Consider the following 24,431-nt stretch of genomic DNA (forward strand, 5'->3'; position numbering starts at 1 on the left):
CTAAATAAGAATAGGGCGCCTGTTACAGGCGCCCAGATGTCTATTACAGACGCATTGGCATGACAACGTATTGAGAAGCGTGGCCTTGGCCTTCTTCGATCAATGCGCTGCTGTTGGCATCGTTTAAGGAGATGCGCACTTCTTGGGAGTCCACCACGCCCAGTACGTCCAATAGGTAACCCACGTTGAAACCAACTTCTAGGTTGTCACCTTGGTATTGAACCAAAACGGATTCTTCCGCTTCTTCTTGCTCTGGGTTGTTGGCAAACACTTGCAACATGCCGTTAGACAAGATCAAACGCACGCCACGGTATTTTTCATTGGAAAGAATGGATGCACGCAAGAACACTTGACGTAGCTCCAAACGGTCCGCCGTCACTAACTTCTCGTTATTACGGGGGATTACTCGGTGATAATCTGGGAACTTACCGTCAACAAGCTTAGAAGTGAAAGTGTAATCCGCTACTTTCGCACGAATGTGGTTAGCGCCAATGGTCAATTCAACCAGCTCATCACTGTCGTTCAATAAGCGGTTTAATTCCAATACCCCTTTACGAGGTACGATCACTTGAGTCAGGTCGCCGGACACCTGAGCGTCTTCAATGGCGGTAGCAAGACGGTGACCGTCGGTTGCCACAACACGCAGCTGGCCGTCAGCCACTTCAAACAGCATACCGTTTAAGTAGTAACGTACATCTTGGTTCGCCATGGCGAAGCCAGTACGATCGATCAGTTTGCGCACGCTCACCTGAGGAATGTTCACCACCAAGTCACCTTTCATGTCTTGGATATTGGGGAACTCTTCTGCTGGTAAGGTCGATAGAGTAAAGCGTGAACGACCAGAGCGTATTAGGGCTTTTTGCTCATCAAGGGAAAACTCAATCACAGCACTGTCTGGCAGACTCTTACAGATGTCCATCAACTTACGTGCAGGAATGGTGATGCGACCTTCTTGGCACTCATCTAACGGGACTTGACCCACGAGTTCAACTTCGAGGTCAGAACCAGTCAATGTCAAAGTTTGGTCCTTTACTTCTACCAAAACGTTCGCCAGTACAGGCATCGTTTGTTTACGCTCTACAACGCCAGCCACCAACTGAAGTGGTTTTAATAGCGTTTCGCGGACGACTGAAAATTTCATTCTTTTCCTCGTTAATTCAAAGTCTTAGACCAATTAGGTGGTCAGAATGCGCATCAATTGTTTGTAATCTTCACGGATATCCGAGTCGGTATCCTGTAACTCTTTAATCTTGCGAATCGCGTGCAAGGCTGTCGTATGATCTCGACCACCAAAGGCTTCGCCGATTTCTGGCAAGCTGTGGTTGGTCAGCTCTTTCGCCAAAGACATGGCCACCTGACGAGGACGAGCCACTGAGCGACTACGACGCTTAGATAACAAGTCACTGATCTTAATTTTGTAATACTCAGCAACGATTCGCTGAATATTATCAATGTTCACCAACTTATCCTGCAAGGCCAAAAGGTCTTTTAATGACTCACGGACAAAATCAGGTGTAATAGCACGCCCGGTAAAATGAGAGTTGGCGATAACACGTTTCAAAGCACCTTCTAGCTCACGCACATTAGAGCGGATTTTCTGGGCAATGAAAAACGCAGAATCATAGGACAATTTCACACCGCTTTCTTCTGCTTTACGCATCAAGATTGCCACTCGGGTTTCCAGCTCTGGCGGCTCAATGGCCACCGTTAAGCCCCAACCAAAGCGAGATTTCAAACGGTCCTCTAGACCTTGAATCTCTTTTGGATAGCGGTCACAGGTTAGGATCATCTGCTGACCGCCTTCTAACAAGGCATTAAACGTATGGAAAAACTCTTCTTGGGTACGGTCTTTGCCTGCAAAGAACTGGATATCATCGATCAATAGAGCATCTACCGAACGGTAATAACGTTTGAAGTCATTGATAGCGTTCAATTGTAAGGCTTTAACCATGTCCGCCACAAAGCGCTCGGAGTGCAAGTACACGACTTTCGCATTGGGATTGTGGCGCATCAGCTCAGTGCCCACGGCTTGCATTAAGTGGGTTTTACCAAGGCCTACACCACCATAAATAAATAATGGGTTGTAAGCGCCACCAGGGTTTTCAGCCACTTGTTGAGCTGCCGCATGGGCCAGCTGGTTCGACTTACCTTCAACGAAGTTTTCAAAGGTAAAGGAGTTATTCAGATTGGCACCGTGATTAATCCCCCCTTCGACTTCCACTTTACGATTCGGTGGATTCAAAGGCAGTTGGCCTTGCTCATAAGGCTCCGGCTCAATGCGAGCAGGGCTATCGGATAAACTTAAAGGCGCTTCAAATTCAATCTCCGGCCCATCACGGGTGTCATCATCCATTAGGCTAAAGCCTGGTGAATAGCCCGACTCAAAACTTGGCTCTGCAGCCGTCAGCACAGAAGCAGGCTCAGGAGATTTAGGGGCTGGCGCTGGCGGCGGAGGGGTTGGTTTAGTAAACCCCGCTTGGCGAACCCCAAACAATAAGTTCGGCGCTGGCTCATCACCCGCGAATTCAGACAACAGCTCTCTGATTCGTGCTTGGTATTTATTGCTTACCCAATCCAGCACAAAACGGTTAGGTGCATAAAGGCACAGATCCCCGTTAGTCTCGATTTCAGCTTTGAGCGGACGAATCCAAGTATTGAATTGCGATGTGGAAAACTCCTCTTGCAACCTTGCAAGACAGTGCTCCCAGTACTGCAAAGACACGATAGACGCTCTCCCTGATCAATTTCCGAAGAATGGTGAAGAATAAATAAGAAGGGGATTCTAACGTGCTGAATTTGAGTTATCCACAAAAAATTACATTCTCACGTTAGGATTTACTATTTTTAAATTTGTTAATAACAGTTGAAGTTATTAACAGCAGTGAATTAATGGTTAGGTTTGTGAATAAAACAACACTTTATCAACATATTAACAAGCCCTTAAAAATCCATTTATGCACAAAAAAATATCCATCTAAGCTATTGTTAATAAAATAGTTATTCTATGTAAGCATAAGTAATGTGGATAAACCTTTTAGGTTCTTGGATTTTTTATTCACAGAGTAGTGGTAACCTTGTGTATAATAGGTTGAATGGTTTTGTGGTTAATTTTTTCACAGAAAAGCCCGCTAGATAGATTGAATTAGCTTTGCAAACCCTCTAGAATTCGCGCCCTGATTTCGTGAACGGAGTCAGGAGGCTTGGCGAACGCTAACCCTCACATGTACACACTGATTCAGTGAGATATAGAAATGAAAAGAACTTTCCAACCAAGCGTACTAAAGCGTAAACGCGCACACGGTTTCCGTGCTCGCTCTGCAACTAAAAACGGTCGTAAAGTATTGGCTGCTCGCCGTGCTCGCGGTCGTAAGCAACTGTCTGCTTAATACGTTGATGGCAAGCTATTGTTTTCCCCGGCAGGTCAGACTCCTGAATGCCGGGGATTATCAATCCGTCTTTAATGACACCTCCTCCAAAGTCTTCGCTGGCGAATTCCTCCTACTGGCTCGAAAACAATCACATCCCGCAAAATTAGGGTTGATTGTGTCTAAGAAAACAGACAAACGTGCTGTGGGTCGTAATCGCATCAAACGCGTGGTCAGAGACTCCTTTCGTCACCACCAAGAGCTGCTCGATGGCCTAGAAATCATCTTCTTAGCACGCCAAGGAATTCGTGACGTAGACAATGCTGATTTACATAAGCGGTTAGAAAAAGCCTGGAAACAATTAGCGAAGAAGGCTCAAAAACCACATTCTGAGCAAAAACAACGCAACTCTTCTAAGAAATAGGCTGAAAAATCGGCTAAAGGCTGGTTTAATACGGCGTGATTTTCAAAAGGGTGCTTTCACCCCATTGTCCAACCAAACAAACTAGTTGAATACCATGGATTTCAGACGTTACTTTTTATGGGGAGCTCTGTTTGTCAGTGGCTACCTACTGTTCCTACAGTGGAACCAAGACTACGGCAACGCAGCAACTAACCAAACGGTAGCAACGCCAAGCGAAAACGTTGTGGCCGATGCAAACTCCGATCTTCCAAGCACAGCGAATACACCTGCCTCTGCGGCAAACAGTGAGATTCCAGACCAAGCGACGCCCGTTGCTGCAGGTCAGCTAATCCATGTGAAAACAGACACATTGGATGTTGCCATCAACCCAGTTGGCGGTGACCTAGTCGAAGCATCCTTACTGCAATATATGAAAACCAACGAAGGTAACGAGCCTTTTGTCATTTTGGACAATGGCGACGAGCGTACCTACGTGACTCAAAGTGGTTTGATTGGTCGCGATGGCCCTGATGCAAACAGCGAAGGTCGTCCTGTTTACCAAACAGAACAAACGTCTTACACCTTAGCTGACGGCGAAGACACCCTTGATGTGAACCTGTACTACACCGACGCTCAAGGTGTTAAGTACACTAAAACCTTCCGCTTCACGAAAGGTCGTTACAGCATTCGTCAATTGATCACCGTCGATAACACGTCGGCTGAAACGTGGCGTGGTAACCTGTTTGCCCAGATCAAACGTGACAACAGTGAAGACCCAAGTACTGCCACTAACATGGGCTTACAGCCATTCATTGGTGGTGCGATCTCCAACGAAGAAACCAAGTACAGCAAGATCTCTTTTGACGATATGGCAGAAGAGCCAGTCAAAGTGGCGACCACCAAAGGCTGGGTTGCTTTGCTGCAACATTACTTCGTTTCTGCTTGGGTACCTGAACAGGGTCAGAAAGTAACCATTCAAGCTCGTACAAATAATGGCTTTAACCTAATTGGTTTTACTGGCCAAGCAGTAGAAGTAGCAGCGGGCCAACAAGGCACCTTGAGCTCCACTTTTTACGTAGGTCCTAAACTGCAAGACCAGTTAGAAGCAACCGCAGAAAACCTAGACCTAACGGTAGACTACGGTTGGTTGTGGTGGTTGGCTAAGCCACTTTTCTGGTTGCTAACAGCGATTCAATCTGTAGTGATTAACTGGGGTGTAGCCATCATCTTGATCGTTGTCTGTGTGAAGGCGATTTTCTTCAAATTGTCTGCGACCAGCTACCGTTCAATGGCGAAAATGCGTAAATTTGGCCCAGAGCTAGCGCGTCTTCGTGAGCAACACGGTGACGACCGTCAAGCCATGTCTCAAGCCATGATGAGTCTATACAAGAAAGAGAAGATCAACCCATTGGGTGGCTGTCTTCCTATCTTGGTTCAGATGCCAGTGTTCCTAGCCCTATACTGGGTATTGATGGAATCCGTTGAATTGCGTCACGCGCCATTCATGTTGTGGATCACTGACTTATCTGCCATGGACCCTTACTTCGTACTGCCGATCCTAATGGGTCTAAGTATGCTTGGTCAGCAGATGTTGAACCCAACTCCGCCAGACCCAATGCAAGCCCGCATTATGAAGATTATGCCTATCGCATTTACCTTCTTCTTCTTGTGGTTCCCTGCAGGTCTTGTACTTTACTGGGTAGTGAACAACACCCTATCTATCGTACAGCAGTACATCATTACTAAGAGCATTGAGAAGGGCGGAAACTAACCTTCCCCTGACCTTGATGGATTGTAAAAAGGCTTCCTTCGGGAGGCCTTTTTGTCGTTTACGACATAGACTAAACTTTCTTTCTTTAACACGTTAAATGAGCCGTTATGTCCGAATTTCAGCACCTAATTGATCAAGATACCATTGCCGCACAAGCCACCGCTCCAGGCCGTGGAGGCGTGGGGATTATTCGCTTATCCGGACGTAAAAGCTTAGCCATCGCGAAACAAATCATTGGCTTTGAACCCAAACCACGCTATGCCCACTATGTTCCCTTCCATGATGAAGAGGGAGAGCAGCTGGATATGGGGATTGCCTTATATTTCCCAGGGCCAAACTCCTTTACCGGAGAAGACGTATTCGAATTACAAGGCCATGGGGGCCCTGTGATCATGGATATGCTACTGAGCCGTTGCGTTAAGCTTGGGGCGCGTCTGGCGCGTCCAGGGGAGTTCTCAGAGCGGGCATTCTTGAACGACAAGATGGATTTAACCCAAGCGGAAGCCATTGCCGATTTGATCGATTCCTCTTCGGAGCAAGCGGCCAAATGTGCCTTACGTTCTTTGCAAGGGGCGTTTTCCAAGCGGGTCGATGAATTGGTCGAAGCTTTAATCCATTTGCGCATCTACGTGGAAGCGGCCATCGACTTCCCAGAAGAAGAAATCGACTTCATTGGTGATGGCAAAGTTGCAGCACAGTTAGAAGACATTCGCTCCAAGCTTCGCGCAGTTAAAAAAGAAGCCAATCAAGGGGCCTTGCTCCGGGAAGGCATGAGTGTGGTCATAGCTGGTCGTCCTAATGCGGGTAAATCCAGCCTATTGAATGCACTTTCAGGCAAAGACTCCGCCATTGTAACTTCTATTGAAGGCACCACTCGAGATGTATTACGGGAGCACATCCACCTAGATGGCATGCCACTGCACATTATTGATACGGCCGGTTTGCGAGACAGCCCTGACGAGGTAGAACGTATTGGTATTCAACGGGCTTGGGACGAAATTCATAAAGCCGATCGCATCCTATTGATGGTAGACAGCCAATCAGTGGATTCCAATGATCCCAACCAAATCTGGCCAGAATTTATGGGCCAGCTGAAATCCCGTGAGCATTTGACCCTAGTCCGCAACAAGGTGGATCTGACCAAGGAAAGTGTCGGCATAGAAGAGGTCAATGGCTTACCAGTGATCTCCTTGTCGGCAAAAACATCTGATGGCATTGATGCCCTGACTCAGCACTTAAAATCCATTATGGGCTTTGACAGCACCACAGAAGGGGGCTTTATCGCCCGTCGCCGCCATTTGGAAGCACTGGACAAAGCCAGTGGATTCCTTGAAGCGGGCTTTGAGCAGCTAAACGGCTATGGAGCAGGGGAATTGTTGGCAGAAGATCTAAAAGAAGCTCAGGAAGCCCTCAGCGAGATCACAGGAGCCTTCAGCAGCGATGATCTCCTAGGACGCATCTTCGGCTCATTCTGTATCGGTAAATAGGCTTTCCCGTTCAGAGCATTAGGCGTAATAGATGTTTTTCTATTACGCCTTTTAGTTAGGTTTTAACCATCCTGTAATGAGACAATCACACGTCCGCGCACTTTACCATCCAATAAGGAATGAGCCATATCAATCGCTTGGTTAAGGGGTATCTCGTGACCAATGTGCTGGAAATCTTCCGGTTGTAATAACTCACTTAGGCGCTGCCAGGCTTCCAAACGATCCGCTTTGGGTCGCATCACGCTATCAATGCCAACCAATGTCACACCGCGCAGAATAAAGGGCGCAACCGAAGCAGGAAAGTCCATCCCTTGGGCCAAACCACACGCAGTTACCACACCACCGTACCGAGTGGTGGCACAAGCATTCACTAAGGTATGACTGCCAACACAATCAACAACGCCAGCCCAACGCTCTTTTTGCAAAGGTTTACTCGGCTCTGACAAGGTCCCTCGATCAATGACTTCGCAAGCGCCAAGGGACATCAGATACTCACTTTCTTCTGGACGCCCTGTGGAAGCAACCACCTGATACCCTAAGCGGCTCAATAATCGAATCGCAAAGCTGCCCACGCCGCCATTAGCCCCTGTTACAAGAATCTCACCATCAGAGGGTTTTATTCCGTGTTTTTCCAGCGCTAATACCGACAACATAGCCGTGTAGCCAGCGGTCCCTACGGCCATGGCTTGCTTTGGTTCCACCTTATGCGGCAACGGAATGAGCCAATCACTGTTTAAACTCGCTTTTTGCGCTAAGCCCCCCCAGTGCTTTTCACCCACACCAAAGCCATTAAGCAAAACAAGATCTCCAGTAGAAAAGTCGTCCGTATCACAGTGAGTCACTTTGCCCACCAAATCGATACCAGGCACCATGGGAAATGAGCGAACAACAGGAGATTTGCCCGTGATAGCAAGGGCATCTTTATAATTCAAAGTGGAATACAGTACCTCAATTTGAACCTCTCCTTTGGGCAACAGGGATTCATCAAGGCTGACCAGTTGGCAGTTTTGAAGACGGTCTGCATCTTGATCTATAACGATGGCTTGAAACATGTTTCCTCCTTTTAGACCACTCGTCTAAAAATAGTTAAATAATTACCGAGGCAGTCCTGTTAAATAAAATGCCTCGAATTGCTGCAAGGGGCTGCTGGATTTTAATAAGCGCGCTCTGGACACGGCACCTTCCCAGCCCACCCAAAAAACATGGGCAAGTGCCTCTATATCAGCGGCTTCTGCTAATGTTCCTTGGCGTTGAGCAAGGTATAGGCAAGTGCTGACCTTGTCCTGCCAACTTTGGTATGTCTGGCACAAGGCAAAGCGCATGGCATCAGATAAAAAATGCGCTTCTTGCTCTAGGTTGCCCACCAAACATCCTCGTTCAAAGGCGTACTTTTCCATTCCTTGTCGAGCGTCGTCCATAAAGTTTTGCAATCTGGCCAATGGGGGAACAGCACCATTGAGCAAATGTTTATCAAGTTTGTTTTCAAAGTAGCTGCGATATCGGCTCAAAAGAGCTAAACCAAACGCTTCTTTACTCTCGAAGTAATGATAAAAAGAACCTTTTGGGATTTTGGCCTGGCGCAACATGGGTTCTAAACCAGTCCCCACAAATCCAGTACTGGTTAATGCCACCAGACCAATCCGCATCAGCTCTTCTTTTGTGTCGTCGTAACTCAGATCCGTTTGTTTAGGACGACCTCGTTTTAATCCTGTTGTACTCATCAGAACACCTTTTAGACCAATCGTCTAAAAATAGTTAATCACAGATCTGGTTTCAAGTGAGGATTTGGTAAAAAAGCGTCATCGCGACAAAACTACCCACAATGTCAGCTAAATTCGACCTGTTTGAGTTATTCACAAAAAAGCGAAGGGCGGGGGATTGGCTTTTGTTATTCACAAAAAAGCGAGATTCCTAAAAATTCGATCTAAAAAAATATAAAAAATAATCGTGTGGATTAAATTTTTTAAAAAGACCTGTATGGATACCCAATTAAACGGATATTTTACTTATAAAACATTAAGTTAATAACAACCAAGACAACAAAAACGCTTGTGGACAAAAACGGTAATAAGTGAATAAGAAGTTTTGCACAGGTTTTAACAACTCTTCCTTAAAAATTCCCTTCTGTATAACTTACCTTTTTATTAACAGGATTACGTTATCCACATCACAGGGATGTACGTGTGTCCTTAACAAGTTGTTTCTCTAATAAAGCTATGTAATTTATAGTTTTTTTTATCTTATCCACTGATTTTCATGTCCTATATAAATAACTTAACTTTAAAAAAGACATATAATACTACTTTATTCTTATTAATGATGACCGGGAGTAAGCGCGGGGAGTCTCTTTTAATTTGAGAATTAACCGATATACTAGGCGCCCTAAATCATGAACTGTTCGTTTTTTATTCATTTATCGAGGTCTGTGTGGATTTCCCGACTCGCTTTGATGTGATTGTGGTTGGCGGTGGCCATGCTGGTACCGAAGCCGCTCTCGCTGCAGCACGCATGGGTGTTAAAACCCTTTTATTGACTCACAATATTGAGACGCTGGGACAAATGTCCTGTAATCCGGCTATCGGTGGTATTGGGAAGTCCCACTTAGTCAAAGAGATTGATGCGCTAGATGGCGCTATGGCGCTTGCTACGGATAAAGCTGGCATCCAATTTCGTACTTTAAACAGTCGAAAAGGTCCCGCTGTTCGAGCGACCCGTGCTCAAGCTGATCGTATCCTTTATAAAGCTGCGGTTAGAGAGATGTTAGAAAACCAAGAAAACCTATGGTTATTCCAACAGTCTTGTGAAGATCTAATTGTAGAAGATGGTGCTGCACGAGGGGTCATTACCCAAAGTGGTATCCAATTTCGTGGTAAAACAGTCGTACTGACGACGGGTACCTTCCTGGGTGGTCTCATTCACGTAGGTATGCAAAATTACTCAGGTGGTCGTGCTGGAGATCCTGCTTCTATTGGCCTGGCACAAAAACTACGTGAGTTACCATTTCGAATCGATCGTTTGAAAACCGGTACACCACCACGTATTGACGCTCGATCTGTTGATTTTTCAGTAATGCAGGCGCAACCAGGTGATGATATTACTCCGGTAATGTCTTATTTAGGCCATCGAGGTCTGCACCCACAACAGATCAACTGCTTTATAACCCATACTAATGAACGCACCCACGACATCATTCGTGCGGGTATGGATCGTTCACCTATGTACTCAGGGGTGATCGAGGGTATTGGTCCACGTTACTGTCCTTCCATCGAAGATAAAATCGTACGTTTCGCGGACAAGGACTCTCACCAGGTGTTCATTGAACCTGAAGGTTTAACCACTCACGAGTTATATCCAAATGGGGTCTCGACTTCATTGCCTTTTGATGTTCAGTTGGAATTAATCCGCTCAATGAAAGGGATGGAGAACGCTCACATTACCCGTCCTGGTTACGCGATTGAGTACGATTATTTTAATCCTCAAGATTTGAAGTACTCTTTAGAAACCAAACACATGGAAGGTTTATTCTTCGCAGGTCAAATCAATGGCACTACCGGTTACGAAGAAGCGGGAGCACAAGGCCTATTAGCTGGTATGAATGCTGCGTTACAAGCTCAAGGGAAAGAAGCTTGGACACCACGTCGTGACGAAGCGTATTTAGGTGTATTGGTAGATGATCTGATCACCATGGGCACCAAAGAACCGTACCGTATGTTCACTAGCCGTGCTGAATACCGCTTAATTTTGCGTGAAGACAATGCCGACATGCGCCTGACAGAAAAAGGTCATGAAGTAGGCTTAATCTCTGAAGAGCGCTGGGCGGCATTTTGTAAAAAACGCGAAGCGATCGAGTTAGAGACGCAACGGATGAAATCTTCTTGGATTGTGCCAAATACCCCAGAGGCTGAAGCCATTAATCCTAAATTGGAAACGCCCATTAGCCATGAATACAGCTTACTGGACCTATTAAAGCGTCCAGGTGTGGAGTATGCGGATGTTGCCCATCTGAAAAATGCACCTGAAACCCCAGTGGATGAGCAGGTATCTGAGCAAGTACAAATCTCGGTGAAATATGCCGGTTATATTACCCGCCAAGCGGATGATATTGAGCGTATGCGTCGCCAAGAGAATACCGCATTGCCGGAAGACTTGGATTACACCAAGATTGATGGGCTTTCAAATGAAGTGAAACAAAAGCTTCAAGAAGCACGTCCGGCCACACTCGCAGCGGCATCTCGGATTCAAGGGGTAACCCCTGCTGCAGTATCTTTACTGTTAGTTCATTTGAAAAAACGTGCCATAAGCCGCAAAAGTGCCTAGAATCAGCGACCACTAGATTGCTTTTCTGGGAATGAATGTGAGTTATTTTGATACCCTCAAGTGGGGCGCCGATAAAATGGGCGTCTCACTTTCTGATCATACACTTGAGCAGCTGGTTCATTATCTGAACATGCTGCAAAAGTGGAACAAAGCCTACAATCTGACAGCGATTCGTGATGCCGAGAAAATGGTGTCCCTACATTTGCTCGACAGTTTGGCCACTTTACCCTTTATCACAGGGCAAAAAATCATTGATGTCGGTACAGGACCTGGCTTGCCTGGTATGGTGCTTGCTATCTGTTTGCCGGATAAAGAGTTTACCTTGCTCGACAGTAACGGAAAAAAAACGCGCTTTTTAACCCAAGTTAAAATGGAAATGGGGTTAAAAAATGTCACTGTTGCCAACGAGCGTGTGGAAAGTCATGCCCATCAAGGGGCATATGATCATGTGACGTCACGTGCTTTTGCATCCCTTGAAGATATGATCAACTGGTGTTTACCATTGCCTAACGCAAACGGTAACTTTTTAGCTATGAAAGGCGTATACCCTGATGATGAGTTGGCCCAGTTACCAGATACGGTAACGGTCGAAACCATTAAACCACTGAGTGTTCCCACCATAGACGCTGAACGTCATATGGTGATCATGACCCGCAAAGGATAGAGACATGGCACGTATCATCGCAGTGACCAATCAAAAAGGTGGGGTTGGGAAAACGACCACCTGCGTTAACCTCGCTGCATCCTTAAGTGCGATGAAGCGACGTGTATTGCTGATTGATTTAGACCCACAAGGTAATGCAACAACAGGTAGTGGGTTACACAAAGATGAGCTAGAAACCTCTGTATTTGATGTATTGGTTGGAACCCATGGGGTTAAAGAAGCCATGGTATACAGCGAAACGGCTGGTTATACCGTATTGCCTGCTAATGGGGATCTAACGGGAGCGGAAGTCGTATTACTGGATCTGCCCAGCAAAGAAACTCGACTGAGAGCAGGGCTTTACGAAGTTGAAAATGACTTTGACTTCGTATTATTGGATTGTCCGCCTTCTTTGAACATGTTGACGGTTAACGCCTTAGCGGCTGCTCAAGGGGTGCTGATTCCCGTCCAGTGTGAATATTATGCGTTAGAAGGTCTTACGGCTTTATTGCAGACCATCGAGACAATTTCTACAGCATTAAATCCAGCTCTTGCCATAGAAGGTATCCTTCGTACTATGTACGACCCTCGACCGAGTCTCACACATGATGTGTCGACTCAGTTGGTCGAATATTTTGGTGATAAAGTATTCGATACTGTGATTCCGCGTAATATTCGCTTAGCGGAAGCGCCCAGCTATGGTTTACCTGTATTGCATTATGAAAAGCAATCCCGTGGTGCTGTGGCTTACCTTGCGTTAGCAGGGGAATTTATTCGAAAACGTGCTGCTGCCTAACTAGGATAGCGTACATGAAAGGTTTGGAACTATGACGATGAAAAAACGGGGTCTAGGCCGAGGCTTAGATGCTTTGTTGGCACCAAAAACTGCGCCAGCACAAGACGAAGAGACAACCCTTGAGGGGCAAGAGCCGGTGCAAGGGCTGACGTATCTTCCGGTTGATTGGCTGAGCAAAGGAAAGTTCCAGCCACGTCGTGATATGAACCCAAATCAGCTGGACGAGCTGGCAAATTCCATTCGAAATCAGGGCATTATGCAGCCAATCGTGGTGCGTCCCATTGGTGATCAACGTTATGAAATCATAGCGGGTGAGCGTCGCTGGCGTGCTGCACGGGTTGCAGGATTAGATAAAGTGCCTGTGATAGTGCGTCATGTTGAAGATTCCGATGCCATTGTCTTAGCTTTGATAGAAAATATTCAACGGGAAGATTTAAACCCAGTTGAAGAAGCTATGGCATTACAACGTCTAGTGGATGAGTTTAGTCTTACTCAACAACAAGTAGCAGATACGGTTGGCAAGTCCCGCTCCGCCGTGGCAAATACCTTACGCTTATTAAATCTTACTCCAGAAGTGCGCCGCTTGTTAGAGCATGGGGACATTGAAATGGGGCATGCTAGAGCGCTGCTTGCGTTAGATGCTGAGTTACAAACTCAAGCCGCATCCACTGTGATCACTAAGTCCCTCTCTGTTCGTGAAACCGAAAAGCTCGTGAAGGCATATCAAACGCCTTCTGCTACACCGGGTGAAAAGCCAGAGTTGCCAGACTTTAGCCACCATGCGTCGCGAATTTCTGAGAAAATCCAGTCCAATGTAAAAATTCAAGCCAACGCAAAGGGCAAAGGCAAATTAGTCATCGAATATCGTGATCAAGCACACTTAGAAGCCATGATGGCGGAACTTTTTGATTTATCGTCTTAAAAGCGCCGATTTGATGCAGAAATTTTTACGACATTAGGCTAATAGTGCATGTAATGAGCTGAGTTTGTATTGAACCGCCTTAATATAACCCATATAATGCCTCGGATTTTAAACTTGATCACATTATATGCTTAATTAGTGCTCGGTTTTAGTGCATTAGATTTGGGGATGTTCGATGGCAAACAAAAAGCCACTTAGCGCGAGCGCCTTATTGAATGCGAAAAAGCGCGCCGTATTCCGATTTATCGGCCTACAACTAGCACTCATTTTTTTGCTTAGTTTGGGAATCTTTGTGGTCTATGGCGGTCTATACGCCTACTCTTTTTTGGCTGGCGCACTGGCCAGTGTACTACCTAGTTTATATATGGCATGGCGCGTATTTGGCCATGCAGGGACGCGAGCCGCGAAAGACGTGGTGAGGTCATTTTACCGAGGTGAAGCCGGCAAGTTGGTGCTCACGGCGTTGTTGTTAACCGCTGTGTTCATATTCATCAAACCACTTGCGGCAGGCGCGTTGTTCGCAGGCTTCGGAATCGCAATTTTGAGTCACTGGCTCAGCCCTTTGTTGCTGAAGTATTAATGCAACAAAGCGAAAACGATTTTAATCATTGAAAGAGTGTGGATGTAAATATGGCAAGTGAAAATCTCACAGCGTCAAGCTACATACAGCACCATCTTCAGAATTTGACCTTTGGTCAACATCCTGATGGTTCGTGGGGCATAGCTCACGGTGCTGAAGAAGCTGCGGCAATGGGGTTCTGGGCGATTCACCTGGACACTATGTTGTTCTCGATCGGCCTAGGTATTTTGTTCCTATGGCTGTTCCGTAAAGCCGCGAAGAAAGTGTCTGTCGATACGCCGTCTGGCCTGCAGAACTTTGTTGAGCTGATGGTGGAGTTCGTTGACCAGAGCGTCAAAGAAACCTTCCATGGTAAAAACAAAGTGATTGCGCCGCTAGCGTTGACCATCTTCGTTTGGGTATTCCTAATGAACTTGATGGACTTGGTACCGGTAGACTTCCTACCGCACCTAGCCACGTTATTAGGTGTTCCTTACTTCCGTGTGGTACCTACCACGGATTTGAACGCTACCCTTGGTATGTCTATTTCTGTGTTCATTTTGATCGTCTACTACAGCATCAAAGTGAAAGGCGTGAGCGGATTTGTTGGCGAATTAACGCTACAACCTTTCGGTAAGTGGATGATTCCATTCAACTTATTGCTTGAAGGTGTAGGCCTTATTGCCAAACCTGTTTCTCTAGCATTACGACTATTCGGTAACTTGTATGCTGGTGAATTGATCTTCATCTTGATCGCGATCTTGCCATGGGGCATTCAATGGGCGTTATCTGTGCCTTGGGCGATCTTCCATATTCTAGTCATCGTATTGCAGGCATTTATCTTCATGATGCTGACAATCGTGTACTTGAGTATGGCGCACGAAGATCACTAAGATCGCGTTGATTTATAACGATTTTGTAAACCTTGAAATCTTAAAAACTGTGAAAATTAGGAGTTAAAATGGAAACTGTAGTTGGTCTAACCGCTGTTGCTGTAGCCCTTCTTATCGGTCTTGGTGCCCTAGGTACTGCGATTGGTTTTGGTCTACTTGGTGGTAAATTCTTGGAAGGCGCTGCGCGTCAACCAGAAATGGTTCCAATGCTGCAAGTTAAAATGTTCATCGTAGCGGGTCTTCTTGACGCCGTAACAATGATCGGTGTTGGTATTGCATTGTTCTTCACTTTCGCAAACCCATTCATTGCTCAGGTTGCTGGCTAATATTTCGCTTTGACGAAAAGTGATTTATTAATTTTGAACGACTAGAGCGAGGATATTTGCGTGAATATTAATCTCACACTAATAGGCCAAGCTATCTCGTTTGCTATTTTTGTGTGGTTCTGCATGAAGTACGTGTGGCCACCAGTAACTGCTGCGCTCGAAGAGCGTAGCAAGAAAATTGCAGACGGTTTGGAAGCAGCTAACCGTGCTTCACGTGACCTAGAGCTAGCGCAAGAACAAGCTACTCAAACGTTACGCGAAAGCAAGGAACAAGCGGCCGAGATTATTGAACAAGCCAACAAACGTGCTAACCAAATCATTGACGAAGCGAAAGAGCAAGCGCGCACAGACGGTCAACGTCTACGTGATGCCGCTCAAGCAGAGATCGAACAAGACGTTGTACGTGCTCGTGAAGCACTACGCGGACAAGTTTCAGCTCTAGCTCTTTCTGGTGCGGAGAAGATTTTGGGTGCCAGTGTTGACGAAAAAGCACACAGCGAGATCGTTGAACAACTCGCCAAAGAGCTATAAGCGAGGTCATAATGGCTGAATTAAAAACAGTCGCGCGACCATACGCCAAAGCCGCTTTTGAAGTCGCTCGCGAGCAAGGTCAAGTTGCGGAATGGGCCAATATGCTTAGCATATTGGCTACTGCTACAACTGAACCAAAGCTTAAGAATGCACTTCAAAACCCAGCTTTTAGTGCGCAAGAAAAGGCTACAGCTCTAGCGGACGTGTGCAGCGAAGTGATTACTGAACAAGGCAAAAGCTATTTGCTAAGCCTTGCTTACAATAAGCGTCTAACGCTTATTCCAGCAATCGCTGAGTTATTTGAGCAGTTCAAGTTGAATTATGAGAAAGCAGTGGATGTTGTTGTAACTTCTGCTTTCCCTATGACAACTGAACAAGAGCAAACACTGGCCGCTTCACTGGGTAAAAAATTGGACCGTAATGTCAATTTAACCAGTGAAACAGACGCAAGCCTTATTGGTGGCGTGGTAATCCGTACCGGTGATTTAATCATCGACGGTTCAGTACGCGGAAAACTGGCGAAACTGGCCGAAGCGATAAACTCCTAAGGTTTCAATTGAGAAACCAGGGTTGAGGAATTTAGCATGCAGCAACTGAATCCATCTGAGATCAGCGAGATCATTAAGAAGCGCATCGAAACACTTGATGTGACTTCAGATGCCCAGAATGAGGGCACAATTGTCAGCGTTGCAGACGGTATCGTATTGATTCACGGTCTAGCTGACGTAATGTACGGGGAAATGATTGAGTTCCCTGGTGGTGTCTATGGTATGGCATTGAACCTAGAGCGTGACTCTGTTGGTGCCGTAGTCCTAGGTAACTACCAAGACCTTGTAGAAGGTCAAAAAGCAAAATGTACTGGTCGTATCCTTGAAGTACCTGTTGGTCCTGAGCTACTTGGTCGCGTTGTTGACGCACTAGGTAACCCTATCGACGGTAAAGGCGCGATTGACGCAAAACTAACTGACGCTGTTGAAAAGGTTGCACCTGGTGTAATCGCACGTCAGGGTGTTGATCAGCCAGTTCAAACTGGTTACAAAGCGATCGACTCCATGGTTCCGATCGGTCGTGGTCAGCGTGAGTTGATCATCGGTGACCGTCAAATCGGTAAGACTGCTCTAGCAATCGACACCATCATTGCTCAGAAAGAATCTGGCATTAAGTGTGTGTACGTTGCGATCGGTCAGAAACAATCTACTATCGCTAACGTAGTACGTAAGCTTGAAGAGCACGGCGCATTGGAATACACAACTGTTGTTGTGGCAGGGGCTTCTGACCCAGCTGCGATGCAGTTCCTAGCACCATACTCTGGCTGTTCTATGGGCGAATACTTCCGTGACCGCGGTGAAGACGCATTGATCGTATTTGATGACTTGACGAAACAAGCTTGGGCTTACCGTCAAATCTCATTGCTACTACGTCGTCCACCAGGTCGTGAAGCATACCCAGGTGACGTTTTCTACTTGCACTCTCGTCTACTAGAGCGTGCGTCTCGCGTAAGCGCAGAATACGTAGAAAAATTCACTAACGGTGAAGTAAAAGGACAAACAGGTTCTTTGACTGCTCTACCTATCATCGAAACTCAAGGTGGTGACGTATCTGCGTTCGTACCAACGAACGTAATCTCCATCACAGATGGTCAGATCTTCCTTGAAACAAGTGCCTTTAACTCTGGTATTCGTCCTGCGATGAACGCTGGTATTTCGGTATCTCGTGTAGGTGGTGCAGCGCAGACGAAAATCATCAAGAAGCTAGGTGGTGGTATCCGTCTTGCTCTTGCTCAGTACCGTGAATTGGCAGCATTTGCTCAGTTCGCTTCTGATCTTGATGATGCGACTCGTAAGCAACTTGAGCACGGTAAGCAAGTGACTGAACTGATGAAACAACCTCAGTTCAGCCCAATGTCTGTCGGTGATATGGGTGTTATCCTTTACGCTGCCAACGAAGGCTACCTTGCGGATGTTGAAACAAGCAAAATTGCCAGCTTTGAAAACGCATTGTTAGGCTACATGAACAGCGAACACGCTGCCATGATGCAAGACATCAACAAAACTGGTAAGTACAACGACGAAATCGCAGAGACATTTAAGTCAGCGATTGAGAAGTTTAAAGCGACGCAAACTTGGTAATGATTAAGAGGCTGGCTAGCCAGCCTTTTATCATCTCTGCAGTTTGTGAATTAACATTCTCACAAGGGCAGGTCTAATATGGCAGTCGGAAAAGAGATACGCGCTCAGATTGGGAGCATTAACAATACGCGTAAAATTACCCGCGCTATGGAAAAAGTAGCAGCGAGTAAAACGCGTAAAGCTCAGGATCGTATGGCTTCTTCTCGTCCGTATGCAGATCGCATTCGTCAAGTGATTGGTCATTTGGCAAACGCGAATCCTGAGTATAAGCACCGTTACCTAACCGAGCGTGAAATCAAGCGAGTTGGTTACGTCATCGTATCCAGTGACCGTGGTTTGTGTGGTGGCTTGAACGTTAACGCGTTTAAAGCAGCCATGAAAGACATGAAGCAATATGTCGAAGCAGGAATCGAAGTTGAGATTTGTGCAGTAGGCTCAAAAGCGGTGTCTTTCTTTAAAAACTACGGTGGTAATGTAGCTGCAGCCGTTACCGGACTAGGGGATGCTCCAGAAGCTTCCAAACTAGTGGGTAGTGTTAAGGTTATGTTGGATGCGTTTGATGAAGGTCGCATCGACCGTCTAGTTTTGGTGTCTAACGAATTCGTTAACACTATGACTCAGAAACCAAATGTCGAGCAACTTTTGCCATTGAAAGCAGAAGAAAATGCAGAACTGAAACACCACTGGGACTACATTTACGAACCCGATGCAGTCGAGATCCTAAACGATCTATTGGTTCGTTACATTGAGTCACAGGTGTACCAGGCCGTTGTTGAAAACATTGCGTGTGAACAGGCAGCTCGAATGCTTGCCATGAAAAACGCAACCGACAACGCGGGCAACATCATTGATGAATTGCAGTTGGTATACAACAAGGCACGTCAGGCAGCCATTACTCAGGAAATTTCTGAGATTGTTGGCGGCGCGGCAGCGGTTTAAGGTATCAAGGTATTAAGAGGATCCGAACATGAGTAGCGGACAAATCGTACAGATTATCGGTGCGGTAATCGACGTGGAATTCCCACGCGACAACGTGCCAAAAGTATACGACGCCCTCACTATCGAGGGTAAAGAGCTGGTGTTGGAAGTACAACAACAGCTAGGCGACGGTATCGTACGTACTATCGCCATGGGTTCTACCGAAGGTATGAAACGTGGTCTAGAAGTTCAAAACACTGGTCACCCAGTGTCTGTACCAGTAGGTACTAAAACTCTAGGTCGTATCATGGACGTTCTAGGTAACCCAATTGATGAGAAAGGCGCAATCGGTGAAGAAGAGCGTTGGTCTATCCACCGTGAAGCTCCATCTTACGCTGATCAATCAAACAGCAGTGAATTGCTAGAAACGGGTATCAAGGTAATCGACCTTGTATGTCCTTTCGCGAAGGGTGGTAAAGTTGGTCTGTTCGGTGGTGCCGGTGTAGGTAAAACTGTAAACATGATGGAGCTTATCCGTAACATCGCGATCGAGCACAGCGGTTACTCTGTATTCGCAGGTGTTGGTGAGCGTACTCGTGAGGGTAACGACTTCTACCACGAGATGACTGACTCGAACGTAATCGACAAAGTATCTCTAGTATACGGTCAGATGAACGAGCCACCAGGTAACCGTCTACGTGTAGCACTAACAGGTCTGACAATGGCGGAAAAATTCCGTGACGAAGGCCGTGACGTACTATTCTTCGTAGATAACATCTACCGTTACACGCTAGCGGGTACTGAGGTATCTGCATTGCTAGGCCGTATGCCTTCTGCGGTAGGTTACCAGCCAACTCTTGCAGAAGAGATGGGTGTACTTCAAGAGCGTATCACGTCGACTAAGACGGGTTCTATCACATCTGTACAAGCGGTATACGTACCTGCGGATGACTTGACTGACCCATCTCCAGCGACAACATTCTCTCACTTGGATGCAACCGTTGTATTGTCTCGTGACATCGCGTCTTTGGGTATCTACCCAGCGATCGACCCACTAGACTCTACTTCACGTCAGCTTGACCCATTGGTTATCGGTCAAGAGCACTACGATGTAGCGCGTGGCGTACAGATGGTTCTTCAGCGCTACAAAGAGCTGAAAGACATCATTGCGATCCTAGGTATGGATGAGCTTTCTGAAGAAGACAAGCAGACAGTAAACCGTGCTCGTAAGATCCAGCGTTACTTGTCTCAGCCTTTCTTCGTAGCGGAAGTATTCACTGGTTCTCCAGGTAAATACGTTTCTTTGAAAGACACTATCCGTGGCTTCCAAGGCATCCTAAACGGCGATTACGATGAGCTTCCTGAGCAAGCGTTCTACATGATCGGTAGCATCGAAGAAGCTGTAGAGAAAGCTAAGAAACTTTAATCCACGCAGTGCCAGTGAGGTTTGACTCGCTGGCAACGCCTGACTTGAAAGAGGCAACTTATGGCTATCACGGTACAATGCGATATCGTAAGCGCTGAACAAGAGATCTTCTCAGGTTCTGTTGAGACTCTTGTGGCTGCAGGTAGTTATGGCGATCTAGGTATCTACCCAGGTCACGCGCCTTTGTTGACTACGTTGCAACCAGGCCCTGTTCGTGTGATTAAGCAAAACGGTGAAGAAGAAGTTATCTTCGTTTCTGGTGGCTTCCTAGAAGTACAACCACACCGTGTAACAGTCTTAGCAGATACCGCTGTTCGCGCGAACGACCTTGATGAAGCGGCAGCACTTGAAGCGAAGAAACACGCTCAAGATCTGTTGGATCAGCAACATTCTGATTTGGATCTTAGCCGTGCAACGGCTGAGTTAGCTGAAGCCGTAGCCCGTCTACGTACTATTCAGCAATTCCGTCAAAGCAAATAAGCTAGACATTATCCAGTTCAAAAAAGCAGCCTTAGGGCTGCTTTTTTTATGCCTGTAAATAATCTTTGCAAACCCTACACATTAGCTGCTGATAATTCCGATAATTTTTGGATCGATTCGTGCATTAAAACCATGATTGCTAGGATCGGTGATAAGGAGTCATCATGCACCGCACTATTTTATGCGACATTGTGAGCGTTGAAAGCACCCTGTTTTCAAGCCCAGTGCGCTATGTTGTTGTTACCGCTGAACAAGGAGACATTGGCGTCTACCCCGGCCATGCACCGCTTCTAACACTACTCAAAGCGGGCATTGCTAGATTGGTCATGGAAGATGGTACAGAAGAAGTGATTTTTATCTCAGGGGGCTTTATGGAAGTGCAGCCCCACAAAGTGATCTTGTTGACGGACTTTGCTAAGCGTGCGATGGACCTGGATGAAGCAGCGGCCCAGTTGGCAAAGCAACATGCAGAAGAGCATCTAGGCAGTGGCAGCACCGGTTTGGACCATGCAAGAGCGTTAAGGGAGCTTAATGAGGCGGTGGCACGACTAAGGGCGATCGATATGAAGCGAAATCACCTGTGATGTCGACAATATTTCCAAATGGTTCAAAAATTAGCCTTTAGTATTACATTTATTGTTGTTTTTTTAGTCTATATTTGGTTTGACGTTAAAGATTGTTGACAATCTTGACTTGGCAAAGAATAAACATAAGAAGGTCTGCCGACATGTCATATCAAACCGAATACCTGCGTGCCAGTACGCAGCCAGAAGACTTTTGGAAAGAAAAAGCCCAGGCTCTTGAGTGGTTCAAATTTCCTTCGACCATTTTAACCCAAGACGAACAAGGGATGGATCGCTGGTTCGCTGACGGAGAGCTGAACACCTGCTATTTAGCTCTTGATCATCATGTAAAACACGGTCGTGGGGATCAAGCTGCGCTCATTTACGACTCTCCTGTCACTCAAACTAAGCAAACCTATACCTATCAAGAACTACTGGACCAAGTGTCGACATTTGCCGGAGTCTTGCAGCAGCAAGGGGTAACAAAAGGCGATACCGTGGTCATTTACATGCCCATGATTCCCCAAGCCACCATCGCCATGTTAGCAGTCGCCCGTCTTGGAGCGATTCATTCGGTCGTTTTTGGTGGCTTTGCTGCCCATGAACTGGCCGTGCGTATTGATGATGCCCAGCCTAAAGTCATTGTAACCGCCTCATGTGGTATCGAAATCAGTCGTATCATAGCCTATAAGCCATTGCTGGATGAGGCTCTTAATCAAGCCGTGCATACCCCAAACGCTTGTATTGTGTATCAACGAGAACAACAAGTTGCCAGCCTCGTTGAGGGAAGAGACTTGGCTTGGGAGGAAGCCATTGCTGTGGCTTCTCCTTGTGACTGTACCCCTGTTAAAGCAACAGATCCTCTCTATATCCTATATACCTCAGGCACCACAGGTAAGCCTAAGGGCGTAGTGCGTGATAATGGCGGCCACGCGGTGGCGCTTAATTATTCGATGCAAGCCATCTATAACATGCAGCCTGGGGAAGTGTTTTGGGCGGCGTCCGATGTGGGTTGGGTTGTGGGGCACTCATATATTGTCTACGGCCCTCTCATATACGGTTGTACTACGGTTATGTACGAAGGAAAGCCGATCATGACGCCTAACGCAGGGGAGTTTTGGCGCGTCTGCAAAGAGTACGATGTGAAAACCTTGTTTGCTGCACCGACCGCGTTCCGTGCGATTCGTAAGGAAGACCCGCAAGCAGAGTTACTGAATAAAGATGATCTTGCTGGGCTACGGGTGATTTTTATGGCGGGAGAGCGCCTTGATCCGCCCACCTACGAATGGACTAAAGCCGTTACCGGTAAATGCATTGTGGATCACTGGTGGCAAACGGAAACAGGCTGGGCCATTTGTGCCAACCCCATTGGTTTAGAAATGAAGATCGCCAAGCCAGGCTCTTCTACTGTGCCGTCACCTGGTTTCCAAGTCTGCGTACTGGACGATCAAGGAGAGCCTTTACCACCCATGGAGCAGGGCAGCATTGCCCTTAAGCGCCCCTTGCCCCCCAGCTGTCTACCCACCATTTGGGGAGACATTGACCGTTTCAAAACGGGCTATTTAGATGTGTTCCCCGGATATTACACTTCTGGAGATGGTGGCTACATTGATGAAGACGGTTACGTGTTTATTATGGGGCGCACCGATGATGTGATTAATGTGGCAGGGCATAGATTGTCCACAGGGGAAATGGAAGAAGTCGTAGCCATGCATGATGCGGTGGCTGAGTGTTGTGTGATAGGCATTAATGATGAGTTGAAAGGGCAGTTACCTCTGGGGCTGGTGCTGCTTAAGAATGGCTATGAAGACCAGGCTGAAAGCGTACAAGAGGAGCTGATTGCCTTGGTACGCCAAGAAATCGGAGCCTTAGCGTGCTTTAAGATTGCCATGGTTGTGCCACGGCTACCGAAAACCCGTTCCGGTAAAATCCTGCGTAAGCTGCTACGTCAGATTGCCTCCGGTGAAGAATTTAATGTTCCGTCCACTATTGATGACCCCAACAGCATTTATGACATTCAGGAGCTCATGGCTGAAAGAGGGATCATAGTCGATAAGATGGCGGATTAACCTTTAAAGCCATCGTGAATTGTCTCCGTCTTTGCCCGAGCATTATAAATGCTCGGGCTTTTTTATAGTCCGGCGTTGGTTGCCTTGGATGCTACAGCAAACGCCAAAGGGTATCGAAGATGATCTGTTGGGCTTTGGCAATATCGTTTGATTCAAGCACCACTGCAGATGGGAAGTTGTCTCGGGCAAGGGAGATGATGGCACATTTAGGTGGGTAGATGGCAATGTAACTAGCGTCCACACTGCCTTCGGTTTTAATCCATTTACGCTGGGACAACTCGGCGTCTTCCCCCCCTTCCCCTAAAGCGATGACCTTTACGTTGATTCCCAGTTTGACCCGTTGCTTGGTATAGGTCGGAAAGGGGCGATAAAGATAGGGACGAATCGGCTTTGACGAAAATACGCAGTATTCCTTGTGGTCTTGCTGGGACACCACGTTTAAAATGTCGCGCAATACCCATTCGATGCCATCATCCCCTTCGTAATAGCGTACATCGGTGTGATGAAAGGTCGGCTGGGACTGCACCAAGCTTGGAATGATGGTGTGTTTAAGGGAATCGATGGTTTTTTCGATGTTCTGTTTTCGTTCTTCTGCCAAATTCAGCAGAATGTCTGGGTTTTCGGCCATAAAGAAGCGGCGTTTACCCTTTGGAAAATAACTGACCACCCCTTTGTTTTGCAGCTGTTTTAGGGACTCGTAAGCAGAACCACGGTTAATGCCGGATTGTTCAGCTATGTCGCGAATCGATGCGGGCCCTAGCTTTAATAGGGTTTGGTACAGAGTGGTTTCCCGTTCGCTTAGACCCAGTTGTTCTAACACTTGATGCAGCATA

General features: G+C 46.7%; 24 protein-coding genes. 19 read left to right on the forward strand and 5 right to left on the reverse strand.

All coding sequences use genetic code 11. From position 1 onward, the window contains the following. Positions 1–43: 43 nt before the first annotated feature. Both dnaN and dnaA read right to left on the reverse strand, forming a co-directional pair. Complete coding sequence (gene dnaN, locus ACZ5DR_RS05510; protein WP_377366123.1) at positions 44–1,141, reverse strand: DNA polymerase III subunit beta; 1,098 nt, start codon at positions 1,139–1,141, stop codon at positions 44–46. Between the two features lie 33 nt (positions 1,142–1,174). Continuing rightward, complete coding sequence (dnaA, locus tag ACZ5DR_RS05515) at positions 1,175–2,722, reverse strand: chromosomal replication initiator protein DnaA (protein WP_464543875.1); 1,548 nt, start codon at positions 2,720–2,722, stop codon at positions 1,175–1,177. A 529-nt stretch (positions 2,723–3,251) separates the two neighbouring features. On the opposite strand from dnaA, the gene rpmH reads away from it, so the two are divergent. The 4 genes from rpmH (at position 3,252) to mnmE (ending at position 7,026) form a co-directional block, all read left to right on the forward strand. After that, positions 3,252–3,386, forward strand: a complete 135-nt coding sequence (gene rpmH, locus ACZ5DR_RS05520; RefSeq protein WP_115466965.1) for a 50S ribosomal protein L34 — start codon at positions 3,252–3,254, stop codon at positions 3,384–3,386. Positions 3,387–3,393: 7 nt separating this feature from the next. Further along, entirely contained in the window at positions 3,394–3,789 is a 396-nt protein-coding gene (rnpA, locus tag ACZ5DR_RS05525; protein WP_377366122.1) for a ribonuclease P protein component, read from the forward strand. Between the two features lie 94 nt (positions 3,790–3,883). After that, positions 3,884–5,539 (forward strand): membrane protein insertase YidC, encoded by a 1,656-nt coding sequence (gene yidC, locus ACZ5DR_RS05530; RefSeq protein WP_377366121.1) that lies wholly within the window; start codon positions 3,884–3,886, stop codon positions 5,537–5,539. A gap of 107 nt (positions 5,540–5,646) precedes the next feature. Further along, complete coding sequence (gene mnmE / locus ACZ5DR_RS05535; RefSeq protein WP_377366120.1) at positions 5,647–7,026, forward strand: tRNA uridine-5-carboxymethylaminomethyl(34) synthesis GTPase MnmE; 1,380 nt, start codon at positions 5,647–5,649, stop codon at positions 7,024–7,026. Positions 7,027–7,088: 62 nt separating this feature from the next. Here mnmE and acuI read toward each other — a convergent pair whose 3' ends face one another. Then, entirely contained in the window at positions 7,089–8,078 is a 990-nt protein-coding gene (gene acuI / locus ACZ5DR_RS05540; RefSeq protein WP_377366119.1) for an acrylyl-CoA reductase (NADPH), read from the reverse strand. A gap of 42 nt (positions 8,079–8,120) precedes the next feature. Beyond that, positions 8,121–8,747, reverse strand: coding sequence for an acrylate utilization transcriptional regulator AcuR (acuR, locus tag ACZ5DR_RS05545; protein WP_377366118.1), 627 nt, complete (start codon positions 8,745–8,747; stop codon positions 8,121–8,123). Between the two features lie 706 nt (positions 8,748–9,453). Here acuR and mnmG point away from each other — a divergent pair. The 15 genes from mnmG to ACZ5DR_RS05620 all read left to right on the forward strand — a co-directional run bounded on the left by mnmG (position 9,454) and on the right by ACZ5DR_RS05620 (position 23,598). Next, entirely contained in the window at positions 9,454–11,343 is a 1,890-nt protein-coding gene (gene mnmG / locus ACZ5DR_RS05550) for a tRNA uridine-5-carboxymethylaminomethyl(34) synthesis enzyme MnmG (protein ID WP_377366117.1), read from the forward strand. Between the two features lie 37 nt (positions 11,344–11,380). After that, positions 11,381–12,007: a 16S rRNA (guanine(527)-N(7))-methyltransferase RsmG gene (gene rsmG, locus ACZ5DR_RS05555; RefSeq protein WP_377366116.1), complete on the forward strand. Its 627-nt coding sequence runs from the start codon at positions 11,381–11,383 to the stop codon at positions 12,005–12,007. Between the two features lie 4 nt (positions 12,008–12,011). Continuing rightward, the gene (locus ACZ5DR_RS05560) at positions 12,012–12,782 is read left to right on the forward strand and encodes a ParA family protein (protein WP_377366115.1); all 771 of its coding nucleotides are present in this window, start codon (positions 12,012–12,014) and stop codon (positions 12,780–12,782) included. A 31-nt stretch (positions 12,783–12,813) separates the two neighbouring features. Further along, entirely contained in the window at positions 12,814–13,704 is an 891-nt protein-coding gene (locus tag ACZ5DR_RS05565) for a ParB/RepB/Spo0J family partition protein (RefSeq protein ID WP_377366114.1), read from the forward strand. A 175-nt stretch (positions 13,705–13,879) separates the two neighbouring features. Continuing rightward, a complete protein-coding gene (locus ACZ5DR_RS05570; RefSeq protein WP_377366112.1) occupies positions 13,880–14,284 on the forward strand; it encodes an ATP synthase subunit I in 405 nt (134 codons plus the stop codon). Between the two features lie 50 nt (positions 14,285–14,334). Then, positions 14,335–15,156 (forward strand): F0F1 ATP synthase subunit A, encoded by an 822-nt coding sequence (atpB, locus tag ACZ5DR_RS05575; RefSeq protein WP_377366111.1) that lies wholly within the window; start codon positions 14,335–14,337, stop codon positions 15,154–15,156. Between the two features lie 68 nt (positions 15,157–15,224). Next, a complete protein-coding gene (gene atpE, locus ACZ5DR_RS05580; protein ID WP_055462623.1) occupies positions 15,225–15,482 on the forward strand; it encodes a F0F1 ATP synthase subunit C in 258 nt (85 codons plus the stop codon). A gap of 60 nt (positions 15,483–15,542) precedes the next feature. Further along, positions 15,543–16,013, forward strand: a complete 471-nt coding sequence (locus ACZ5DR_RS05585) for a F0F1 ATP synthase subunit B (protein ID WP_377366110.1) — start codon at positions 15,543–15,545, stop codon at positions 16,011–16,013. Between the two features lie 11 nt (positions 16,014–16,024). Continuing rightward, positions 16,025–16,561, forward strand: coding sequence for a F0F1 ATP synthase subunit delta (locus ACZ5DR_RS05590; protein ID WP_377366109.1), 537 nt, complete (start codon positions 16,025–16,027; stop codon positions 16,559–16,561). 36 nt (positions 16,562–16,597) lie between these two features. Beyond that, complete coding sequence (atpA, locus tag ACZ5DR_RS05595) at positions 16,598–18,142, forward strand: F0F1 ATP synthase subunit alpha (RefSeq protein WP_377366108.1); 1,545 nt, start codon at positions 16,598–16,600, stop codon at positions 18,140–18,142. A 78-nt stretch (positions 18,143–18,220) separates the two neighbouring features. After that, positions 18,221–19,081, forward strand: coding sequence for a F0F1 ATP synthase subunit gamma (atpG, locus tag ACZ5DR_RS05600; protein ID WP_377366107.1), 861 nt, complete (start codon positions 18,221–18,223; stop codon positions 19,079–19,081). 28 nt (positions 19,082–19,109) lie between these two features. After that, positions 19,110–20,486: a F0F1 ATP synthase subunit beta gene (atpD, locus tag ACZ5DR_RS05605; RefSeq protein WP_377366106.1), complete on the forward strand. Its 1,377-nt coding sequence runs from the start codon at positions 19,110–19,112 to the stop codon at positions 20,484–20,486. Positions 20,487–20,546: 60 nt separating this feature from the next. Then, a complete protein-coding gene (locus ACZ5DR_RS05610) occupies positions 20,547–20,966 on the forward strand; it encodes a F0F1 ATP synthase subunit epsilon (RefSeq protein WP_377366105.1) in 420 nt (139 codons plus the stop codon). Positions 20,967–21,130: 164 nt separating this feature from the next. Beyond that, positions 21,131–21,550, forward strand: a complete 420-nt coding sequence (locus ACZ5DR_RS05615; RefSeq protein WP_377366104.1) for a F0F1 ATP synthase subunit epsilon — start codon at positions 21,131–21,133, stop codon at positions 21,548–21,550. Between the two features lie 143 nt (positions 21,551–21,693). After that, positions 21,694–23,598 carry a propionyl-CoA synthetase gene (locus ACZ5DR_RS05620; RefSeq protein WP_377366103.1) on the forward strand — a complete coding sequence of 635 codons (1,905 nt, stop codon included), beginning with the start codon at positions 21,694–21,696 and terminating at the stop codon, positions 23,596–23,598. 91 nt (positions 23,599–23,689) lie between these two features. Here the strand turns inward: ACZ5DR_RS05620 and ACZ5DR_RS05625 are convergent, their stop codons facing one another. Further along, complete coding sequence (locus ACZ5DR_RS05625; protein ID WP_377366102.1) at positions 23,690–24,430, reverse strand: TrmB family transcriptional regulator; 741 nt, start codon at positions 24,428–24,430, stop codon at positions 23,690–23,692. Position 24,431: the final 1 nt, after the last annotated feature.

The organism is Marinomonas vaga (assembly GCF_055388305.1).

Coding starts and splice junctions, on each gene's coding strand:
- rpmH (WP_115466965.1), top strand. CDS start 3,252: ATGAAAAGAACTTTCCAACCAAGCGTACTAAAGCGTAAACGCGCACAC.
- ACZ5DR_RS05560 (WP_377366115.1), top strand. CDS start 12,012: ATGGCACGTATCATCGCAGTGACCAATCAAAAAGGTGGGGTTGGGAAA.
- mnmE (WP_377366120.1), top strand. CDS start 5,647: ATGTCCGAATTTCAGCACCTAATTGATCAAGATACCATTGCCGCACAA.
- ACZ5DR_RS05610 (WP_377366105.1), top strand. CDS start 20,547: ATGGCTATCACGGTACAATGCGATATCGTAAGCGCTGAACAAGAGATC.
- ACZ5DR_RS05625 (WP_377366102.1), bottom strand. CDS start 24,430: ATGCTGCATCAAGTGTTAGAACAACTGGGTCTAAGCGAACGGGAAACC.
- atpD (WP_377366106.1), top strand. CDS start 19,110: ATGAGTAGCGGACAAATCGTACAGATTATCGGTGCGGTAATCGACGTG.
- yidC (WP_377366121.1), top strand. CDS start 3,884: ATGGATTTCAGACGTTACTTTTTATGGGGAGCTCTGTTTGTCAGTGGC.
- rnpA (WP_377366122.1), top strand. CDS start 3,394: ATGGCAAGCTATTGTTTTCCCCGGCAGGTCAGACTCCTGAATGCCGGG.
- atpG (WP_377366107.1), top strand. CDS start 18,221: ATGGCAGTCGGAAAAGAGATACGCGCTCAGATTGGGAGCATTAACAAT.
- ACZ5DR_RS05565 (WP_377366114.1), top strand. CDS start 12,814: ATGACGATGAAAAAACGGGGTCTAGGCCGAGGCTTAGATGCTTTGTTG.
- dnaN (WP_377366123.1), bottom strand. CDS start 1,141: ATGAAATTTTCAGTCGTCCGCGAAACGCTATTAAAACCACTTCAGTTG.
- ACZ5DR_RS05615 (WP_377366104.1), top strand. CDS start 21,131: ATGCACCGCACTATTTTATGCGACATTGTGAGCGTTGAAAGCACCCTG.
- ACZ5DR_RS05620 (WP_377366103.1), top strand. CDS start 21,694: ATGTCATATCAAACCGAATACCTGCGTGCCAGTACGCAGCCAGAAGAC.
- atpE (WP_055462623.1), top strand. CDS start 15,225: ATGGAAACTGTAGTTGGTCTAACCGCTGTTGCTGTAGCCCTTCTTATC.
- ACZ5DR_RS05570 (WP_377366112.1), top strand. CDS start 13,880: ATGGCAAACAAAAAGCCACTTAGCGCGAGCGCCTTATTGAATGCGAAA.
- atpA (WP_377366108.1), top strand. CDS start 16,598: ATGCAGCAACTGAATCCATCTGAGATCAGCGAGATCATTAAGAAGCGC.
- acuI (WP_377366119.1), bottom strand. CDS start 8,078: ATGTTTCAAGCCATCGTTATAGATCAAGATGCAGACCGTCTTCAAAAC.
- acuR (WP_377366118.1), bottom strand. CDS start 8,747: ATGAGTACAACAGGATTAAAACGAGGTCGTCCTAAACAAACGGATCTG.
- ACZ5DR_RS05590 (WP_377366109.1), top strand. CDS start 16,025: ATGGCTGAATTAAAAACAGTCGCGCGACCATACGCCAAAGCCGCTTTT.
- atpB (WP_377366111.1), top strand. CDS start 14,335: ATGGCAAGTGAAAATCTCACAGCGTCAAGCTACATACAGCACCATCTT.